This is a genomic window from Erwinia aphidicola (assembly GCF_024169515.1).
Taxonomy (GTDB): domain Bacteria; phylum Pseudomonadota; class Gammaproteobacteria; order Enterobacterales; family Enterobacteriaceae; genus Erwinia; species Erwinia aphidicola.
In genome coordinates, this window is sequence record NZ_JAMKCQ010000001.1 from 244351 (window position 1) to 263380 (window position 19030).

17 protein-coding genes are annotated in these 19030 nt (G+C 58.5%); 11 read left to right on the forward strand and 6 right to left on the reverse strand.

The annotated features are described in order from the left end of the window. Positions 1-4: 4 nt before the first annotated feature. Together J2Y91_RS00980 and flk are read left to right on the forward strand one after the other, a co-directional pair. On the forward strand, positions 5-1036 hold the full coding sequence (locus J2Y91_RS00980) for a fimbrial protein (RefSeq protein WP_166643167.1): 1032 nt from the start codon (positions 5-7) through the stop codon (positions 1034-1036). Between the two features lie 144 nt (positions 1037-1180). Continuing rightward, a complete protein-coding gene (flk, locus tag J2Y91_RS00985; RefSeq protein WP_048915411.1) occupies positions 1181-2218 on the forward strand; it encodes a flagella biosynthesis regulator Flk in 1038 nt (345 codons plus the stop codon). Positions 2219-2266: 48 nt separating this feature from the next. On the opposite strand, the gene J2Y91_RS00990 is transcribed toward flk, so the two are convergent. Both J2Y91_RS00990 and J2Y91_RS00995 read right to left on the reverse strand, forming a co-directional pair. Continuing rightward, on the reverse strand, positions 2267-3715 hold the full coding sequence (locus J2Y91_RS00990) for a sugar porter family MFS transporter (protein ID WP_133623179.1): 1449 nt from the start codon (positions 3713-3715) through the stop codon (positions 2267-2269). A gap of 121 nt (positions 3716-3836) precedes the next feature. Continuing rightward, complete coding sequence (locus J2Y91_RS00995; RefSeq protein ID WP_133623178.1) at positions 3837-4289, reverse strand: rhodanese-like domain-containing protein; 453 nt, start codon at positions 4287-4289, stop codon at positions 3837-3839. Positions 4290-4377: 88 nt separating this feature from the next. Here J2Y91_RS00995 and pdxR point away from each other — a divergent pair, with 88 nt between their 5' ends. Then, on the forward strand, positions 4378-5826 hold the full coding sequence (gene pdxR, locus J2Y91_RS01000; RefSeq protein WP_133623177.1) for a MocR-like pyridoxine biosynthesis transcription factor PdxR: 1449 nt from the start codon (positions 4378-4380) through the stop codon (positions 5824-5826). Here the strand turns inward: pdxR and J2Y91_RS01005 are convergent. Further along, positions 5786-6979: an MFS transporter gene (locus J2Y91_RS01005; RefSeq protein WP_133623176.1), complete on the reverse strand. Its 1194-nt coding sequence runs from the start codon at positions 6977-6979 to the stop codon at positions 5786-5788. The genes pdxR and J2Y91_RS01005 overlap by 41 nt on opposite strands. A 541-nt stretch (positions 6980-7520) precedes the next feature. Between J2Y91_RS01005 and J2Y91_RS01010 the strand changes: the two genes are divergently transcribed. Genes J2Y91_RS01010 through J2Y91_RS01035 form a run of 6 tightly spaced genes read left to right on the forward strand, consistent with a single transcriptional unit; the run spans position 7521 to position 14247 of the window. Next, the gene (locus tag J2Y91_RS01010) at positions 7521-8507 is read left to right on the forward strand and encodes an autoinducer 2 ABC transporter substrate-binding protein (protein WP_048915407.1); all 987 of its coding nucleotides are present in this window, start codon (positions 7521-7523) and stop codon (positions 8505-8507) included. A gap of 51 nt (positions 8508-8558) precedes the next feature. Further along, positions 8559-10058 carry a sugar ABC transporter ATP-binding protein gene (locus tag J2Y91_RS01015; protein WP_133625036.1) on the forward strand — a complete coding sequence of 500 codons (1500 nt, stop codon included), beginning with the start codon at positions 8559-8561 and terminating at the stop codon, positions 10056-10058. Beyond that, positions 10051-11037, forward strand: coding sequence for an ABC transporter permease (locus J2Y91_RS01020; protein ID WP_133623175.1), 987 nt, complete (start codon positions 10051-10053; stop codon positions 11035-11037). Before J2Y91_RS01015 ends, J2Y91_RS01020 begins: the two co-directional genes overlap by 8 nt. A gap of 1 nt (position 11038) precedes the next feature. Next, positions 11039-11992 carry an ABC transporter permease gene (locus tag J2Y91_RS01025; protein WP_133623174.1) on the forward strand — a complete coding sequence of 318 codons (954 nt, stop codon included), beginning with the start codon at positions 11039-11041 and terminating at the stop codon, positions 11990-11992. Positions 11993-12007: 15 nt separating this feature from the next. Beyond that, positions 12008-13642 (forward strand): FGGY-family carbohydrate kinase, encoded by a 1635-nt coding sequence (locus J2Y91_RS01030; RefSeq protein ID WP_048915404.1) that lies wholly within the window; start codon positions 12008-12010, stop codon positions 13640-13642. Next, a complete protein-coding gene (locus tag J2Y91_RS01035; protein WP_048915403.1) occupies positions 13642-14247 on the forward strand; it encodes a KpsF/GutQ family sugar-phosphate isomerase in 606 nt (201 codons plus the stop codon). The genes J2Y91_RS01030 and J2Y91_RS01035 overlap by 1 nt, the downstream gene beginning before the upstream one ends. Positions 14248-14314: 67 nt before the next feature. Here J2Y91_RS01035 and J2Y91_RS01040 read toward each other — a convergent pair whose 3' ends face one another. Continuing rightward, the gene (locus tag J2Y91_RS01040) at positions 14315-14470 is read right to left on the reverse strand and encodes a Hok/Gef family protein (protein WP_133623173.1); all 156 of its coding nucleotides are present in this window, start codon (positions 14468-14470) and stop codon (positions 14315-14317) included. Between the two features lie 321 nt (positions 14471-14791). After that, complete coding sequence (locus J2Y91_RS01045) at positions 14792-14947, reverse strand: Hok/Gef family protein (RefSeq protein ID WP_133623172.1); 156 nt, start codon at positions 14945-14947, stop codon at positions 14792-14794. A gap of 262 nt (positions 14948-15209) precedes the next feature. Here J2Y91_RS01045 and J2Y91_RS01050 point away from each other — a divergent pair, with 262 nt between their 5' ends. Beyond that, entirely contained in the window at positions 15210-15575 is a 366-nt protein-coding gene (locus J2Y91_RS01050; RefSeq protein WP_133623171.1) for an MmcQ/YjbR family DNA-binding protein, read from the forward strand. Between the two features lie 60 nt (positions 15576-15635). Here the strand turns inward: J2Y91_RS01050 and fabB are convergent, their stop codons facing one another. Beyond that, a complete protein-coding gene (gene fabB / locus J2Y91_RS01055; protein ID WP_048915398.1) occupies positions 15636-16859 on the reverse strand; it encodes a beta-ketoacyl-ACP synthase I in 1224 nt (407 codons plus the stop codon). 155 nt (positions 16860-17014) lie between these two features. Here fabB and mnmC point away from each other — a divergent pair, with 155 nt between their 5' ends. After that, positions 17015-19015, forward strand: a complete 2001-nt coding sequence (mnmC, locus tag J2Y91_RS01060; RefSeq protein ID WP_133623170.1) for a bifunctional tRNA (5-methylaminomethyl-2-thiouridine)(34)-methyltransferase MnmC2/FAD-dependent 5-carboxymethylaminomethyl-2-thiouridine(34) oxidoreductase MnmC1 — start codon at positions 17015-17017, stop codon at positions 19013-19015. The last annotated feature ends 15 nt before the right edge of the window (positions 19016-19030 follow it).

Below are 19030 nucleotides of genomic sequence, written 5' to 3' on the forward strand. Positions count from 1 at the left end.
ATTGATGAATTATCGATACTATTTACTGCTGTTTGCCGCCGTTGCGCTCGCACCGTTCAGTTTGCCGACCCAAGCCGGCTCGCTGAAATGTGTCACAGAGCGGCGAGGCGCTTTCCCGCTGGTGGTGTTCAACGCCGGCAACGCGCTGAAATTATCCTCTTCACTGCCAATGGGAGCTACGGTGTTTAACCAGAGCTACACTATCACCGCCTGGTGCAGTATCAGCGACCCTCAGCAGCAGGGAAATGAACTGGCCTTATTCATTCGCCGTAACGGCAGTAAAATACTCGGTAACGGCTTAACGCTGATCACCACGCTAAATGGCGATCGGGGTAGCGATGATGGCGTAGTCAGTACCGGCGTGATGATTACCAATCATAATGCTGCGGCTGGTCTCCCGCATAGTACCTGGCAACGAGCCAGCTTTGGCGTCACCGTTGAAATTGTTAAATCCGGGCAAACGCCGGAACGCCCTGAGCAGGTAACGCCAATTAACTCACGCATTTCACTATTTGATATTGGCTCCGACAACGGCGGAAAAAAAGCGAACTATCAGATGCTGGATGCCGAAAAGTGGCTGAGCTTCAAAGCAAAGAGCTGTAAAGTCCAGGGACCTGCGTCCTTTAGCGTTTCGCTAGGTACCATCAGGATCAGACAAGACCGGGGTTTCGGTTCAGCTATCGGTTCCACTAGCGAGGGTAAAACATTCGCGCTTAACTTTATTTGCGATACGGATGTTTCGGGCAATTTTAATGTGATGCTGCGGCTCGATGGTCAAACCCCAGCAGGTGGGGCAAAACAGGGATTGATCAGCCTGAACAGCCAGGTTCACAGCGCCAGCGGCGTCGCGATACAAATCTTACATGCTGCCAGTGGCTTTCCGGTAGATATTGGCAACAGCTGGAAAATCGGCAGTTATCCTCTTGCCCGCCGTACCATAGAAGTGCCGTTGCTTGCACGCTACTACCAATTGACACCGGGCATTACTCCCGGAAAGGCTACCGGCATACTCACCTGGACAATCAGCTATCTGTAAACGGTGCACGTTAAAAAAAAGTCGGAAAGCGACACGATTAAGCCGCCCTGCTCTACCTATCCCCGGCCGGGATTGTTATCATGCTCTATTACCCTCTGTGGTCCGGCGCGCCCCGGATAATGACTCTGACTGAAGGACTTCGCCATGCAACCTTTGAGTGGCCCTGGTGCGCCGATTCCCGGCGATCGACCGACGATCGATGCCCAAAAGGGCACATCGCGCCCCGGCCCTGGCGATCAACCTCTTACGCCCGCACAGCGCACCACGCTGGAGCGCCTGATCGTCAAGATCATGTCGCTCAGCACGCTGAAATCCCCCGAGCTGTGGGCTGGCCTGCGCCATGAGGTCGGCGTAAAAAATGATGCGGGCCTGCTGGCGCGCCATTTTCCTCCGGCAGAACAGTTCCTCAATACGCGTTTGTCACAGGTGCAAAACACCCACGCCACGCGCCAGCTGTTACAGCAGCTGACCGACCTGCTGCCCACCGGGAATAACCGCCAGGCGGTGAGCGACTTTATCCGTCAGCAGTTTGGTCATACGGTCTTAAGCTCGCTCAACCCTGACCAGCTGCGTCAGGTGCTGACCATGCTGCAGAACGGGCAGATGGCGATCCCACAGCCGCAGCAGACGCGCAGCAGCGATCGCAGCCTGCTGCCAGCCGAGCATCAGACGCTGAACCAGCAGATTTCGCGCCTTGCCGCCGCCACCGGCGAGCAGCCGGTCAAACTGTGGGCTTCCGTACTGAAGGTGATGAACCTGCACAGCGGTGATCCTATCCCCTCGCGCGCCTTCCCGCTGCTCAACCAGTATCTGCAGGCCAGCCAGACGCTTAGCCAGCATAGCGCACCGACGCTAACGCAGCTGATTGCCACCCTGAAGCAGCCGCCGGATGTGGGCGAGCAGCGTATGCTGGAGGATTACAGCCAGCAGCGCTTCAGCATTGCGCCACAAACGGTGCTCAGCCCGACTCAGGCACAGGACCTGCTCAATCTGCTGTTCAGCCGCCGCGCAGAGCGTTTGCAGGAACAGCCGCTGGCCGACAGCGAGCTGAATCCAAAACCGATTGCAGCGCCAATCTGGGGTACGCTGCCGCCGATGTTGCAGCCGCTGGCGAATCGTCCGGTGTTTACCGCCTTTGCCATGCTGATCCTGCTGGTTCTGGTGCTGTGGATGCTGTTCTGATTTAGCGCCTTATCAGGGCTGGCGCCAACGCGGCGCCAGCTCTTCTTCTCAGGCCACTTCCTCTACCGGCTTGCCGCCAAAGCGGTCGCGCATAATCTGCTCGATCTCCTCCAGGCTCTTACCTCTTGTCTCCGGCAGCATCAGCGCCACAAAGGCCAGTGAGCCGATGTTAATGATGGCGAAAATAAAGAACGTTTTGCTGCCGGCAAACGCCATTAGCGGCGGGAAGCAGAAAGCGACCAGCGCATTAAAAATCCACTGTAATGACACCGCGGTGCCCGTCAGCGCCCCGCGCAGCTGCATCGGGAACAGTTCGGACATCAGCAGCCAGTAGACGGGTGAAATGCACATCTGCATAAAGAACAGGAACATCAGAATAAAGGCCAGCGCCAGATAGCTTTGGGTTAAACCGGCTGGCACCAGCGTCATCACCAGCCCTAACATCAGCTGGGCGGCGATAACAAAGAACAGCCCGGTCATCAGCATTTTACGGCGTGGGAAGCGGCTAACCGCCCAAATACCCACGAAGGTGGCAATCACGGAAACCACACCGTTGCCAATCGTGGCGGCGATAGAGGCGCTGGTTCCCAGCCCGGTCGACTTCAGGATAATCGGCGTGTAGTACATAAAGGCATTGACCCCGGTGAACTGGATAACGAAACCCAGCCCGATGCCGATCATCAACAGGCGCAGCACCCATTTTTCCTTAATCAGGGTCATCACGTCCGGCCCACGCTCGGCCTTACGCGCCTGTTTTTTCATCTCGCGCATCTCCTTACGCACCTCTCGCGGAGTTTCACGCAGGTACTTCAGGATGTTTTTTGCCTCCTGCAGTCGCCCTTCGGCCACCATCCAGTGCGGGGATGCCGGAACAAAAAAGGTGCCGATAAACAGCAGCAGGCCGGGGATCATGGCGATAGCCAGCATATAGCGCCACAGGTGTTCGTCATGCAGCAGATAGCTGAGCAGAGTGCTGGCAACGTAGGCCACCAGCTGGCCGGTGACAATCATCAGCTCATTACGGCTCACCAGTGGAGCCCTTAATTTCGGACCGGCGATCTCAGCAATAAACACCGGCACGGTGGCCGACCCGCCGCCAACGGCGATACCGAGCAGAAAACGCATCGCCACCATCACCGAAATCGACGGTGCAAGAGCAGTACCGAGGGAGCCGGCAACAAACAGCACGGCGAGGCTGCGTAGCGTGATGCGGCGGCCAAACTTGTCGGAGAAGAAACCACTGAGGAAGGAACCGAGCGCGGCGCCAAACACCAGTGAAGAGGCGACCAGCCCTTCAGTAAACGAGTTTAAGCCCAGCCCGCCCTGTGCCGCAGGCGCGGACATATAGGGTAAAGCCCCGGAGATAATACCGGTGTCGTAACCAAAGGCCAGCGCGCCCATGGTGGCGACGAGCACCACAAAGAAAATTCGCTGTTTAACAATCGTCGCGCGCGAGGACTCATCGGCTTCCGAGGAGTCTGAGGAGGTTGTGTTCATATGATCCCTGAATAAGAAGAAAAGTCTGTGGCGCTCACATTTATTGTGGAAAAGGCGCTAAACGGTGAGTCGCGCAAAAAGTGTAGACTCCGTCACAGTTTTCGACAAATTCAAAAGTCATTTAACATCCGCAGTCGCTTAGAGCGGCAGCGGCGGGCCACTGCCCCGCGTTATCTCCTGTCACGATCGGATGGCTATCGCGCTGCCAAAAATCCAGCCCGCCGATCAGCTCTTTCACCTGAAAACCCGCAGCAGCCAGCTTCCAGGCTCCTTTGGTCGAACCGTTACAGCCAATGCCGTCACAGTAGGTGATATACACCTTTTCGCGCGCCAGTGCGGCCAGGGTCTCTGCCGTCATGGTGCGATGGGGAAAGCTGAGCGCCCCGGCTATATGCCCGGCGCGGTACTGCTGTGCGGAGCGCACATCCAGCACCACAATCGCCGCGATGCCCGCAGCAAGGTCCTGCGCCACATCCCAGGCATCGGCGTAATGCGCCAGTTTGTCACGCAGCCACGCTTCACTCTGCGCGGGGGATGGCGGGGGAAACTGTAAAACGGCTGAAAATGGGTTCATCTCATGCTCCGGTTCGGGTTAATGTTGTTATCTTAATGCGAATGGGTCTTTACAATAAGACCGATTAAGCCACTACGATAAGGCCAATATGCCCACTGTTACCGTGCCGTTTCCTGCCCTGTTTAGTCGTCAGAATGCCACCACCCTGCGCGAGAAAGTGTGCGCGATGCTGCGTCAGGCCATCGTCGACGGCTCACTGCCAACCGCGGCACGCCTGCCCTCTTCTCGCGTGCTGGCCAGCGATTTGTCGCTGTCGCGCATCACGGTTGAAGCAGCTTACAGCCAGCTGGAGAGTGAAGGCTATCTGACGCGTCAGACCGGGCGCGGAACGTTTGTCGCTGTTGCGCCCGTGCCGCCGCCGCGCCGCCGCCCGCCCGTGGCTGCCCCGCTTCTTTCCCTGCGCGGGCAGCAGATCGTCGCCGACGGCGGCTGTGAAGATCCGCCGTTTCCTCAAGCGTTTGCAGCCGGATCGCCAGACCTGCGCGCGTTTCCGCAGCGGATATGGCGTAGACTGACGCAGCAGCGCCTGCGGCTGGATGGCGAAAGCCTGATGCGCTACGGCGATCCGCTCGGCCTGCCGGCGCTGCGCCAGGCGGTGGCGCACTATCTGGCGCAGTCTCGCGGGGTGCGCTGCCACGCCGAACAGGTGGTGATCCTCACCAGTTCCCAGCAGGCACTGCAGATGATCGCCCTGCTGCTGTGCGATAGCGGCGACAGCGTTTGGCTGGAGGATCCGGGCTATCTCGGGGCCTGGCAGGCGTTTAGCAGCAGCGGCGCGCAGGTCAGCGGCATCGCTTGCGATGAGAGTGGCGCGATTATTCCGGGTGGAGATGCGCCAAAGCTGGTGTATCTCACGCCATCCCATCAATATCCCACCGGCGTGACGCTAGCGCTGGAGCGGCGCCTGGCGTGGCTGGCTTTTGCCCGCCAACAGCAGTGCTGGCTGATAGAAGATGATTATGATAGCGAGTTTCACTACGACCAGCGCCCGATGCCCGCCTTACAGGGTCTGGAAGAGGATGCCCGGGTGCTGTATCTCGGCACCTTCTCCAAAGTGCTGTTTCCCTCTTTGCGGCTGGCGTATCTGGTGGTGCCCGATGCATTAATCGAACCATTACGCCGCCTGCGCAGCATTATCGACGGGCACAGCGCGCAGCTGATGCAGGCGGTGACGGCAGATTTTATTCACCACGGTCACTTTGCCGCGCACCTGCGCCTGATGCGCCAGCTGTATGCCAGCCGCCGCAATCTGCTGGTCAATGAGGTGAATGACAAACTCGCCGATCGCCTTACGCTATTCCCACATCAGGGCGGTTTACAGCTGGCGGTCGGGCTGAAAATGGGCAGTGAACAGCAGCTGACGCAGCAGGCAGCGCAGCACGGCCTGCTGCTGCCGCGCCTGTCTCCGCTTTATCAGCAGCAGCCAGCGCAGGCGGGCTGGATGCTGGGATATTCCGCCCTGCAGCCGGCGGAGATCGTCCAGGCAGTGACACGGCTTAGCCGCCTGGATTGGTCAACCCCGCGCGGGCAAAGCTGAAGGTGACGGCAATACCCAGCGCGGCGCAGACCGCACCGGCAATGTACACCGAACCGTAGCCGAGACCGGTGGCCAGCAGCCCGGTAAGCGGGCCGGTGATGCCATAAGCGATATCCTGAAACGCCGAAAAACCGCCTAGCGCGGTGCCACGCACCTGCGGCGCCACCCGTTTTAGCACCTCAACTCCCAGCGCCGGGAACACCAGCGAACAGCCGCAGCCGGTCAAAGCCGCCCCTGCCAGGGCTATCCAGCCGTTCGGGGCCATGCCCAGCAGCAGCAGGCCAAGCGCTTCCACCATCAATGAAATCAGCGCCACGCGCGTGCCGCCCAGCCGATCCGGCAGGCCGCCAAACAGCACGCGCACCAGCACAAAGGCTACGCCAAACGCGGTTAAAGCAAACCCGGCATTGCCCCACTGGCGATCGGCGAAATAGAGCGAGGTGAAGGTGCCAATCACCGCAAAGCCTGCCCCCTGAAGTGCCAACGCAGATCCCGGCTGTGCAATCTGCCCAACCACTTTCCACAGTGACGGTCGCTCACCACCGTGTACCGGTACGGCGCGCACGCCAAGGTTGAACAGCAGCGCCGCCAGCGGCAGCAGAATAGTGGCAATGCCCAGCAGTGCAAAACCGCCGTGGCTGTATAACAGCAGCCCGAGCGGTGCTCCTGCAGCCAGCGCGCCATAAATGGCCATGCCGTTCCACGACATCACCTGGCCGCCGCGTGTCGCGCCCACCAGCCCCATACCCCAGGTCAGATTGCCGGTCAGCAGCTGGCTTTCACCAAAGCCCAGCAGCAGGCGCCCGGCCACCAGCAGGGCAAATTTAGCCATTACCGGCAGCGGCAGCAGTGCCGCCAGCAGATAGGCAACCCCAACCAGCGCCAGCGCCAGCATGCCCTGTAGCGTTGAGCGTTTTGCCCCGCGCTGATCGGCCAGCCTTCCGGCATAGCCACGCGTTAGCAGCGTGGCAAAAAACTGGATGCCTACCGCAACGCCCACCAGAAAGTTGTTCAGCCCCAGCACCTGGTGAACATAAAGCGGGATCACCGGCAGCGCGAGGCCCGCCGTCAGGTAGGTGAGAAATACGGCAAATGAGATGCGCGCCAGCGCAGTCGTGGCCTGCGCCGGGCGTTGGTCGATACGGCTGGACATCGTTAACTCCTCCTGAGAGAACCGGGGCACGGCCTGTGCCACAGATGGTTATGGAATTTTATTTTCAAAGACAACCAGAGTGGCTAAATAGTTTCAAATCGTCAACGCTATTAACCGCCCGCGCTGGAATGTAACCCAGTTACGTGCCTTATTACCTGCGGTAGCTAAACAACCAGACCAGGCTCAGGCATAAAATCGCGATATGCGCCGCATTTCGCTGACAAAAATAGCGGCTGTTTGAGATTAGAGTACCACTTTCACTCAGGCCGGGAAGCGCCCTGCGGGTAATTGTTACCAAAATGATAACAGGCAAAAAAATTAACAATAATGAAACAATAAGATCTCAGTAAACTTCCTACAATCACGCCGAAAATAACAACTTATTAACAGATTTAACTACATAATTTAACTTTAAAGGTCACAGATCACACTTTCCATCATTGCCCACTTCTTCGCCAAAATCTTATTGCTATCGTGAGCCGGTGGTGAAATCCACCCTCATACCTGACGAAAACAACGATCTGGATAACAAGGTACTGCTATGAAATTTAACCTCGCGTTACTCAATGCATGTGTCGTATCCGCCTGCATGTTATTAGCAACACCCGTGCTGGCAGCAGAAAAACATGATATCGCCGTCGTGGCAAAAGTCACAGGCATTCCGTGGTTTACCCGGATGGCGGTGGGCGTGGACGAAGCGGCGAAAAAGCTCGACGTCAATGCTTACCAGGTTGGCGGCTCCACGGCCGATCCGGCGCAGCAGGTAAAGGTGATTGAGGACCTGATCGCCAAAAAAGTCGACGCAATCATCGTGGTGCCCAATGACGCCAAAGTCCTTGAGCCCGTGCTGAAAAAAGCGCGTGACCAGGGCATCGTAGTGCTGACCCATGAATCCCCGGACCAGCAGATTGGTCAGTGGGATATTGAAACCATCGACAGCACTAAATATGCCGAAAAGAATATGGATGAGCTGGCGAGCGCGATGGGTGGCAAGGGCGGATACGCCATTTACGTTGGCTCGCTGACCGTGCCGCTGCACAATGCCTGGGCCGATGCGGCCATCAAATACCAGAAAGAGAAATACCCGGAAATGCACGAAGTGACCGCGCGCCTGCCGGTGGCGGAGAGCATCGACAAATCCTATGCCACTACGCTCGACCTGATGCGCACCTACCCTGACCTCAAGGGCATCATCGGTTTTGGCTCGCTTGGCCCAATCGGTGCCGGACAGGCGGTGAAAAGTAAACGGGCGAAAAACAAGATCGCCGTGGTGGGTATCGCGATGCCTGCTCAGGCTGCGCCTTACCTGATGAGCGGCGATATCAAAAAAGCCCTGCTGTGGGATCCAAAAGATGCCGGTTTCGCCCTGGTCAGCCTGGCGGATCAGCTGCTGGATGGCAAACAGGTGACGCCTGACCTGACCATCGACGGCCTGGGCAAAGCGGATGTTGATATGCAGCATCACGTTATCCGCTTCAACCGCATTCTGGAAGTGACCAAAGATAACGCTAAATCCCTCGGTTTTTGATTGTTTCGGGCCGGCGACTGTCGGCCCTCACCCACTCCAGGGCGATGAATGATGGCCACACAAACTCCTTTTATATCGTTGGAAAAAATCAGCAAATCGTTTCCCGGCGTGCGTGCGCTGGATAACGTCACGCTGACGCTGAACCGCGGCGAAGTACACTGCCTGGCCGGGCAAAACGGCTGTGGCAAAAGTACCCTGATCAAAGTCATTTCCGGGGTATATCACCCCGACAAAGGCTCGCATATCAGCGTTGACGGCAAGCGCTTTAACCAGCTCAGCCCTGCCCTGTCGGCGTATTACGGCGTGCAGGTGATCTACCAGGATCTGTCGCTGTTTCCCAATTTATCGGTGATGGAGAACATCGCGGTCCACCGCTATCTGCCGGGCGGCAGCTTCTGGGTGAATCGCCGTGCCATGCGGCAGCTGGCGCTGGAGACCATGCAGCGTATCGGCGTTAGTCTCGACCCGGCGCGCAAAGTAGAAAAACTGTCGATCGCCGACCGGCAGCTGGTGGCGATCTGCCGGGCGCTGGCCGCCGATGCCAGCCTGGTGATCATGGATGAGCCCACCGCCTCACTGACGCGCCATGAGGTTAATGGCCTGCTGCGCGTGGTGCGTGAGCTAAAGGCCGCCGGGATCTGCGTGGTGTTCGTCAGCCATAAGCTGGATGAGGTGATGGAGGTTTCGGACCGCATCAGCGTGATCCGCGACGGCAAGCTGGTCGGCACCTATGCCGCCAGTGAACTGGACGGTGATGAACTGGCGTTCCTGATGACCGGCCAGCGCTTCAGCTTCAGCCACCTGCCGGAGCGGGCCGACCGCAGCGAAACCCCGCTGCTGGAAGTGCGCAACCTCTCCCGGCGCAACCAGTATCAGCAGATTAACCTGCAGCTAAGACGCGGCGAGATCACCGCCATCGTCGGCCTGCTGGGTGCCGGGCGCACCGAGCTGTGCCTGTCGCTGTTTGGCCTTTCGCGCCCGGACAGCGGCGAAATGCTGATAGACGGTAAGCCAGTCAGGCTGCGCCATAATCGCGACGCTATCCGCCACGGCATTGCTTACGTTTCGGAAGATCGTCAGAGCGAAGGGCTGATTATGCCGCAGTCGATCTTCGATAACCTGCTGGTGCCGGTGTTTGGCCGCCTGCGCGGTCGACTCGGCTTGATGGATCGCGCGCAGGCGCGCCACCAGGTGGCCTCACTCATCCGCGAGCTCAATATCAAAGTGTCCGACAGCCAGCTGCCGGTTCAAACGCTTTCCGGCGGCAACGCCCAGCGCGTGGCGATCGGTAAATGGGTGGCGACGCAGCCCAAAGTGCTGATCCTCGACTCGCCGACCGTCGGCGTCGATATTGCTAATAAAGAGGGGATCTATCGCATTGCCCGCGAGCTGGCCGATTCCGGTATGGCGGTGCTGATGATATGCGATGAGATCCCGGAAGCTTACTACAACAGTCATCGCGTACTGGTGATGCGCAAAGGCGAGCTGGTTGCCAGCTTCGCGCCCCATCAGTGCAGCGAAGAGGAGATTGCCGGGGTGGTTAATGAATAACAAGCTGCGTCACTTGATCAGCCACCATGAGTTCTGGCTGGGTCTGTTAATTGTCCTGCTGGCGCTGGGACTAAGCCTGCGCACCAGCGAATTTCTCACTCTCGGCAACCTGACCGACGTGGCCACCAGCTATGCCATTCTCGGCATTCTCGCCTGCGGCCTGTTTGTGGTGCTGATCGCCGGAGGCATCGATATCTCCTTCCCGGCGATGACCGCCATCGCGCAGTACGTGATGGCCAGCACCCTGCTGGCGCACGGCGGCAATTTCTTCAGCGCCTTTGCCATTGCCATCGGCTGCGGGCTGCTGCTCGGCATGGTTAACGGGCTGCTGGTATACCTGCTGAGGGTGCCGGCAATTATTATCACCATCGCCACGCTCAACCTGTTCTATGGCCTGCTGGTGTGGATGACCAACGGCACCTGGCTGTACGGCTTCCCGGAATGGTTTATGAACGGCATTAACTGGCTCTCCTTTACCGCTTCGGACGGCTATGAATATGGCCTGACGCTGCCGCTGCTCTGCCTGCTGGGCGTCTTTGTGCTGACTGGTGTGCTGATGAACTTTACCCGCTTCGGGCGGCAGATCTACGCGATGGGCGGTAACCGCGAATCCGCTTCGCGCCTCGGCATCAACCTGCGCAGCCTGCATCTGGCGGTTTACGGATATATGGGCGTGCTGGCGGGCGTCGCGGCCGTGGTTCAGGCACAGACCACGCAGTCGGTAGCACCGAACTCGCTGGTCGGCTACGAGCTGACAGTGCTGGCGGCGGTCGTGCTGGGAGGAGCCAGTATGAGCGGCGGGCGAGGAACGCTGATTGGTACCCTGCTCGGCGTATTACTACTGGCCTTCCTGCAAAACGGCCTGACGCTGATGGCGGTGTCATCCTACTGGCACATGGTGTTCAGCGGAGTGATTATTCTGGTGAGCGTCAGCGCGACGGCGTGGAACGAGAAACACCAGCTGGCGAAGGGGAACTGAGATGCAGACATTACTGAATAAACTGCCGGGCGACCGCATCATCCGGCTGCAGCTGCTGATGATGGTGGTGGTGCTGGCGCTGTTTTCCCTGACGCTTGGCGGACGCTTCTTTAGCAACGGCAACTTTCAGTCTATCGCCAGCCAGCTGCCGGTGCTGGGGCTGCTGGCATTAGGCATGGCAGTGACCATGCTGACCGGCGGCATTAATCTGTCGATTATTGCCAGTGCCAATGCCTGCTCGCTGGTGATGGCGGCACTGATTGTCGCCCATCCGGAACAGCCGCTGTGGCTGGCCCTGGCGCTGCTGGCCGGCCTGCTGACGGCTGTAGCGATTGGCGTGCTTAACGGTGTGCTGATTGCAGTGGTGGGCGTTTCGCCAATTCTGGCAACGCTCGGCACCATGACGTTGATTGCCGGGCTGAATATCCTGCTGTCGAACGGCGCGGTAATCTCTGGCTTCCCGCCGCTGATCCAGATGCTCGGCAACGGGGATATCGCCGGCATCCCGCTCTCGCTGTTGATCTTCCTGCTGGTCGCTGCGCTGGTGTGGCTGCTGCTGGAACGCACCACGCTCGGGCGCAGCATTCTGCTCATCGGTTCGAATCAGAAGGCCACGCGCTTTAGCGGGGTGAACACCACCCGCGTGATTATCACCGTGTATGTCCTCTCCGCGTTGATGAGCTGGGGAGCCGCGCTGCTGATGATGTCGATGTTTAACTCTGCCAAGGCAGGTTATGGCGAGTCATGGCTGCTGGTCACCATCCTCGCCTCCGTGCTCGGCGGCATCAATCCTGACGGCGGCTTTGGCCGTATTCCCGGGCTGGTGCTGGCGCTGATTGTGTTACAGATGATTGAAAGTGGACTGAATCTGCTGGGGGTGAGTAGCTACCTCACCATGGCACTTTGGGGTGGCGTACTGATCCTGTTTATTGCGTTGCAAAATCGCAGAACCTGACGACTGAGGATAAAAATGGCGAGCTATTACATTGGTGTGGATGTGGGAACGGGCAGCGCACGCGCGGGGATTTTCGATATCACCGGGCGCATGATGGGCCAGGCCAGCCGTGAAATTGAGATGTATCGCCCACAGGCCAATTTTGTCGAGCAGTCCTCCGACAATATCTGGCAGGCGGTTTGCCAGGCGGTGCGCGATGCGATTAACCAGAGCAATATTAACCCGGTGCAGATTAAAGGGCTGGGCTTTGATGCCACCTGTTCGCTGGTGGTACTGGATAAAGAAGGCAAGCCGCTGACGGTCAGTCCGTCCGGTCGTAATGAGCAGAACATCATCGTCTGGATGGACCACCGCGCCATCGTGCAGGCCGAGCGCATTAATGCCTTAAAACATCCGGTGCTCGATTACGTGGGTGGCGTAATCTCCCCGGAGATGCAGACTCCGAAGCTGCTGTGGCTGAAACAGCATATGCCCGCCAGCTGGCAGAATATCGGCCATCTGTTCGACCTGCCCGACTTCCTGACCTGGCGCGCCACGGCGGACGAAACCCGCTCGCTCTGTTCGCTGGTGTGTAAATGGACCTACCTTGCCCACCAGGACGGCTGGGATGCCAGCTACTTTAAACAGATTGGGCTGGATGACCTGCTGGAGCGCGACGCGGCTAAAATTGGCAGTGAAGTGAAAAGCATGGGCGAACCGCTTGGGCGAGGGCTGACCCAGCGCGCCGCCAGCGAGCTTGGCCTGTTGCCCGGCACGGCGGTTAGCGCCTCGATCATTGATGCGCACGCTGGCAGCCTTGGCACCCTGGGTGCCGCCGGGCCGTCCGGCGAGCTGGCTGATTTTGACCGCCGCATCGCGCTTATTGGCGGCACCTCCACCGGTCATATGGCGATCTCCCGCGAGCCGCGCTTTATCAAAGGTGTTTGGGGGCCCTACTTCTCGGCGGTGCTGCCAGACTTTTGGTTGAATGAAGGCGGCCAGTCAGCAACCGGGGCGCTGATCGACCACGTTATCCAATCGCACCCCTGCTACGCCACGCTGCGCGAACAGGGAAAAACTCAGGATAAAACCATTTATGAAGTGCTGAATGGCCTGCTGCGCAGTATGGCGGGTGAAGCGGATAAGATCGCCTTTCTCACGCAGGATATCCATATGCTGCCCTATTTCCACGGCAACCGTTCGCCGCGGGCGAATCCGAATCTGACCGGAATGCTGACCGGATTGAAGCTGTCGCGTACCCCGGAAGATATGGCGCTCCATTATCTGGCCACCATTCAGGCGATTGCGCTCGGCACGCGTCACATTATTGAGACCATGAACCAGACGGGTTACAGCATCGATACCATTATGGCCAGCGGTGGCGGCACGAAAAACCCAATTTTCGTGCAGGAGCATGCCAACGCCACCGGCTGCACGATGCTGCTGGCGGAAGAGAGCGAATCAATGCTGCTGGGCAGCGCGATGATGGGCACGGTGGCTGCAGGCGTATATGACTCACTGCCGGAAGCCATGAATGCCATGAGCCGGATTGGCAAAACCGTCACCCCGCAAACCAACGAAATCAAACGCTACTACGATCGTAAATACCGCGTGTTCCGTGAGATGTATCACGACCATATGAAATATCAGCAGATGATGCAGGAGGCCTGATGGATGCCCAACAGAGCTGGCAGCAGGCCTGCGCGGGCTGGCAAAGTTATCGGCAAGCGCTGAGCGCGCTGGAGCAGCAGCTCGACCGTCAGCAGTGGCAGGCGGTGCTTGATGCCCTTGCCCACTGTCGCGGAAAAATCGCCGTCACCGGCATCGGCACTTCCGGCATCGCGGCGCGTAAAATCGCCCATATGCTGGCCTGCGTTGAGCACCCTGCCATCTGGCTGAGCGCCGCCGATGCTGCGCACGGTGACATCGGTTTTCTGCGCGCCGATGACGTGCTGATTATGCTGTCGCGCGGCGGCAATTCCGATGAGCTGACGCGCCTGCTGCCGACGCTTAAAGCCAAAGGCACCCTGCTGATTAGCGTGACCGAAAACGCTGATTCGGCGATTGCCCACGCGGCAGATTTGCTGCTGCTCATGCCGAAAACGCAGGAGATCGACCCGCTAAACATGCTGGCGACCACCTCCATCATCAGCGTACTGGCGGTGTTCGATGCGATGATTGCCGTGCTGATGGAATACAGCGGCTATGACAGGCAAACACTGCTGGCGGTGCACCCGGGCGGCAATGTCGGGAAGATCCTGCGCGAAGAGCAATAGAAAGGGTGCTTAAGGACAGTGCATCGCCACACCGAAAAGGCGGGATTGCTCCCGCCTCCGGCTGCTCTTACTTCTGCGGGTTGCAGGCCATAAACGCAGCCACCTCTGCGATACCGGTGCGGATCCGCACCTCACACAGGTCCTTCCTCGTCACCAGAACGGCGGCCAGCGCCGTCATACAGAGGATGATAAGGGCGATAAAGATCGCCTTGTGCTGTTTCATGGTTGCTCTCCTTGTCTTTCGACGGGTAAGAGGCTAACCTGATGTTGCTAGGCATCGGATAGGCCTCGGGTTGATTGAAAAATCACTCGGGGCTTTTCTCTTTCTGCCGTCTGCAAACAGCATGCTTAAGGCAGAAAGCCTCAAGCACCCGCGGGAATAATACAAACCTCACATTTAATATCTGCGGCAAACGTGCGCAGGCCGCCGGATATTCTCATTATTGAGAGCATCAGCAGCTGCGGACGGGAATGGAGAAAGGGTGCTTAAAGACAGTGCATCGCCACACCGAAAAGGCGGGATTGCTCCCGCCTCCGGCTGCTCTTACTTCTGCGGGTCGCAGGCCATAAACGCAGCCACCTCCGTAGTATTAGTGCGGATCCGGAACTCACAGAGATCCTTCCTCGACACCAGAACGGCGGCCAGCGCCGTCATACAGACAATGATAAGGGCGATAAAGATCGCCTTGTGCTGTTTCATGGTTGCTCTCCTTGTCTTGCGACGGGTAAGAGGCTAACCTGATGTTGCTAAGCATAGGATAGGCCTCGGGTTGATTGAAAAATCACTCGGGGCTTTTCTCTTTCTGCCGTCTGCAAACAGCATGCTTAAGGCAGAAAGCCTCAAGCACCCGCAGGCATAGTACGTCTCTCACGCTTTATATCTGCTGAATAAGTGCGCAAAAAAGGAAAGCGCGGTTGCTCTGTGCTAGCCTGCTGATATTCAACGATGACGGATGCTGGCAATGGACGGACAACAGATACAGAAAATCGCGATGCGCATCGCACAGGCGTTACCCGCTGCTGAGCTGTGCTACCCGTTCGGGCCGGAGTATGAAGTGTTCAAGGTCCGCGGCAAGATGTTTGCTCTGATGGCACAGGTGCGCGGCGAGAGGGTTGTAAACCTGAAATGCCGCCCGCAAGATGGCGAACTGCATCGCGTGATTTATGACAGCATCCACGCCGGCTACCATATGAATAAGCGCCACTGGATTTCGATTTATGCCGGAGAGCAGATAAGCGAAGGATTGATCAAACAGCTGGTGGAAGAGTCATACGACCTGGTGGTTGCCGGGCTGCCGAAGCGCTTACGGCCAATGGAAAAACGCTGATTTACCTGAGAGGTAAAAAAAAGGGGAGACTTTACAGTCTCCCCTTTTTATTTCGGCAGATTACGCCAGTTTGCGCATCACCAGGGTGGCGTTGGTGCCACCGAAACCGAAGCTGTTTGACATCACGGTGGTCAGCTTACGCTCGGTAGGCTTCATCACGATGTCCAGGCCTTCGGCCGCCGGGTCCAGCTCATCAATGTTGATGCTTGGTGCAACGAAACCGTGCTCCAGCATCAGCAGTGAATAGATAGCTTCCTGCACGCCAGCGGCACCCAGAGAGTGGCCGGTCATGGCTTTAGTGGCTGACATGGCCGGGGTTTTGTCCGGGAACACGGCGCGAATTGCGCCAAGCTCTTTCACGTCGCCAACCGGGGTAGAGGTACCGTGGGTGTTCAGGTAGTCGATTGGGGTATCCACGCCTTCCATCGCCATACGCATGCAGCGCATTGCGCCTTCACCTGATGGAGCCACCATATCAGCCCCGTCAGAGGTTGCGCCGTAGCCGACGATTTCAGCGTAGATGTGCGCGCCGCGTGCCAGAGCATGTTCCAGCTCTTCCACCACCACCATACCGCCGCCGCCAGCAATGACGAAGCCGTCACGCTGCTGATCGTAGGTACGGGACGCTTTTTCTGGCGTGTCGTTGTACCTGGTGGACAGGGCGCCCATCGCATCAAACTCACAGGACATTTCCCAGCACAGCTCTTCGCCGCCGCCAGCAAACACGATGTCCTGCTTGCCCAGCTGGATCTGCTCTACCGCGTTACCGATGCAGTGTGCAGAGGTGGCGCAGGCGGAGCTGATAGAGTAGTTAACACCGTGGATTTTGAACGGGGTGGCCAGGCAGGCAGACACGCCGGATGCCATCGCTTTGGTCACCATGTAAGGGCCAACGCCGCGCAGGCCTTTAGCGCGCATACCGTCAACGCTGGCAGCCTGATAGAACGGAGAACCGCCGCCGGAACCGGCAACCAGGCCCACGCGTGGGTTATTCTGGTACTGCTCGTCAGTCAGGCCGGCATCTTTCACCGCGTCCTGCATGGAGAGGAAAGCATAAATTGACGCATCGCTCATAAAACGCAGCATTTTGCGGTCAATACGCGCCGCAATGTCTTCTTTAGACAACTTAACATTGCCCCAGACGTGACTACGCATGCCGGAATCTTTCAGCTCCTGCGAGAAGGTAATACCAGAGCGTCCTTCACGCAATGATGCCAGAACTTCCTCTTGGTTATTACCAATACTGGAAACGATCCCTAAGCCAGTAATCACAGCACGTTTCATTCAATACCTCTTCCACTTCTAATTAGGATTCGACTGGCACTCTAGCTTACAGTTGTACGCCGAACAAGTCCGATCAGCAGATTCCTTGTGTAAATTTGCGTAGGGTCAACCACATCGTTAAAATCGCGCCACTGCCTGAGCAATGAGCCTTTGCCGTGAAAACCGCACCAATAGAGTACGCTGAGCTAAGCTGGAACGATCAGGGTACACCTGTATCCCGAGTATTTGATGATGTTTACTTCTCTAACCAGAATGGTCTTAAAGAGACGCGTTATGTATTTCTCGGCAACAATGGTCTGCCTGAGCGTTTTGCTCATCATTCGCGTGATTTATTCATCACCGCGGAAACCGGCTTTGGCACCGGTCTGAATTTTCTCACCCTATGGCAGGCTTTTGACGCCTTTCGGCAAGCACAGCCAGACGCTACGCTACAGCGTTTGCACTTTATAAGCTGTGAGAAGTTTCCGTTAAGCGCCAGCGACCTGGCGGCAGCCCATGCCAGCTGGCCGGAGCTGGAAAATTATGCACGCCAGCTGCAGGCACAGTGGCCCGAAGCGCTGCCGGGCTGTCAGCGCCTGCTGCTGGACGGCGGCCGCATCACGCTTGACCTGTGGTTTGGCGATATTAACCAGCTTATTCACACTTTTGATGACACCCTGAATCAGCAAGTTGATGCCTGGTTCCTCGACGGCTTCGCCCCGGCGAAAAACCCCGATATGTGGACTCAGGAGCTGTTCGACTGCATGGCTAGGCTGGCGCGCCCTGGCTGCACGCTGGCGACCTTTACCGCCGCCGGATTTGTGCGCCGTGGGCTGAATCAGGCCGGGTTCGCGGTGCGCAAATGCAAAGGCTTTGGTGAAAAACGCGACATGCTGGCAGGCTATCTGCCCGCAGCGGTGGTCACCACCGCGCAGGCTCCGTGGTATGCCCGCCCTGCCGCCGATGGCGATGATATTGCGATCGCCGGAGGCGGTATTGCCAGTGCGCTGCTGGCGCTGGCGCTGCTGCGGCGCGGCAAACGGGTGACGCTCTACTGCGCCGATGCCCTGCCGGCACAGGGTGCTTCAGGCAATCGTCAGGGCGCACTCTACCCGCTGCTCAACGACCACGACCCGGCGCTGGCGCAGCTGTTCCCTGCCGCCTTTACCTTTGCACGGCGCCTGTATGACCAGCTGGACCTCGCTTTCGAACACGACTGGTGCGGCGTGACGCAGCTGGCGTGGGATGAGAAAAGCGCGCAGAAGATTGAAAAAATGCTGCAGATGGGCCTGCCGCACAGCATCGCGCACGCGGTGGATCGGGTGGAAGCGGAAGCGCTCTGCGGTGTGCCGACCGGCTGTGGTGGCATCACCTATCCCCTCGGTGGCTGGCTCTCCCCCGCTGAACTGACCGCCGCGCTGTGGCAGCTGGCGCAGCAGCAGGGGGCGCAGCTCAACTGGCAGCACGAAATCACGCAGCTGAATGAAGCTGAACAGGGCTGGCAGCTGCACTTTGCCGCCCAGCCTGCACGCCATCACCGTAACCTGGTGCTCGCGACCGGTCACCGGCTGGCGCAGTTCACGCAGAGCGAAAAACTGCCGGTGAATGCCGTCGGTGGCCAGGTCAGCCACGTGCCGACCACGCCTGCCCTGACCTCTTTGCAGCAGGTGCTGTGCTACGACGGTTATCTCACCCCCGTCAGCCCGCACTACCAGCAGCACTGTATTGGCGCCAGCTATCATCGTGGCGCCACTGACGCCGAATACCGCGCAGAGGACCAGCAGGAAAACCGCGAGCGCCTGCTGCGCTGCCTGCCCGGGGAACAATGGCCTGAAGAGATTGATATCAGTGGCGCAGAGGCCCGCTGCGGGGTGCGTGCCGCCACGCGCGATCATCTGCCGATGATTGGCGCACTGCCGGACTACAGCGCCACCCTGGCGCAGTATGTCACGCTTGCTCAGCAGCCGCAGCAGGCAGGCACTGCACCGGCCCATCAGGGGCTGTTTATTCTGGGAGGGCTGGGCTCTCGCGGGTTATGCAGCGGACCGCTGGCGGCCGAAGTGCTGGCGGCTCAGCTGTGTGATGAACCTATCCCGCTCGATAATGCCACGCTGGCGGCCACCAGCCCCAATCGTTTCTGGGTACGGCGACTGCTGAAAGGGCGCCCCGTGGAATAGGGTAAGAATTATCTT

Coding starts and splice junctions, on each gene's coding strand:
- J2Y91_RS00980 (WP_166643167.1), top strand. CDS start 5: ATGAATTATCGATACTATTTACTGCTGTTTGCCGCCGTTGCGCTCGCA.
- flk (WP_048915411.1), top strand. CDS start 1,181: ATGCAACCTTTGAGTGGCCCTGGTGCGCCGATTCCCGGCGATCGACCG.
- J2Y91_RS00990 (WP_133623179.1), bottom strand. CDS start 3,715: ATGAACACAACCTCCTCAGACTCCTCGGAAGCCGATGAGTCCTCGCGC.
- J2Y91_RS00995 (WP_133623178.1), bottom strand. CDS start 4,289: ATGAACCCATTTTCAGCCGTTTTACAGTTTCCCCCGCCATCCCCCGCG.
- pdxR (WP_133623177.1), top strand. CDS start 4,378: ATGCCCACTGTTACCGTGCCGTTTCCTGCCCTGTTTAGTCGTCAGAAT.
- J2Y91_RS01005 (WP_133623176.1), bottom strand. CDS start 6,979: ATGTCCAGCCGTATCGACCAACGCCCGGCGCAGGCCACGACTGCGCTG.
- J2Y91_RS01010 (WP_048915407.1), top strand. CDS start 7,521: ATGAAATTTAACCTCGCGTTACTCAATGCATGTGTCGTATCCGCCTGC.
- J2Y91_RS01015 (WP_133625036.1), top strand. CDS start 8,559: ATGGCCACACAAACTCCTTTTATATCGTTGGAAAAAATCAGCAAATCG.
- J2Y91_RS01020 (WP_133623175.1), top strand. CDS start 10,051: ATGAATAACAAGCTGCGTCACTTGATCAGCCACCATGAGTTCTGGCTG.
- J2Y91_RS01025 (WP_133623174.1), top strand. CDS start 11,039: ATGCAGACATTACTGAATAAACTGCCGGGCGACCGCATCATCCGGCTG.
- J2Y91_RS01030 (WP_048915404.1), top strand. CDS start 12,008: ATGGCGAGCTATTACATTGGTGTGGATGTGGGAACGGGCAGCGCACGC.
- J2Y91_RS01035 (WP_048915403.1), top strand. CDS start 13,642: ATGGATGCCCAACAGAGCTGGCAGCAGGCCTGCGCGGGCTGGCAAAGT.
- J2Y91_RS01040 (WP_133623173.1), bottom strand. CDS start 14,470: ATGAAACAGCACAAGGCGATCTTTATCGCCCTTATCATCCTCTGTATG.
- J2Y91_RS01045 (WP_133623172.1), bottom strand. CDS start 14,947: ATGAAACAGCACAAGGCGATCTTTATCGCCCTTATCATTGTCTGTATG.
- J2Y91_RS01050 (WP_133623171.1), top strand. CDS start 15,210: ATGGACGGACAACAGATACAGAAAATCGCGATGCGCATCGCACAGGCG.
- fabB (WP_048915398.1), bottom strand. CDS start 16,859: ATGAAACGTGCTGTGATTACTGGCTTAGGGATCGTTTCCAGTATTGGT.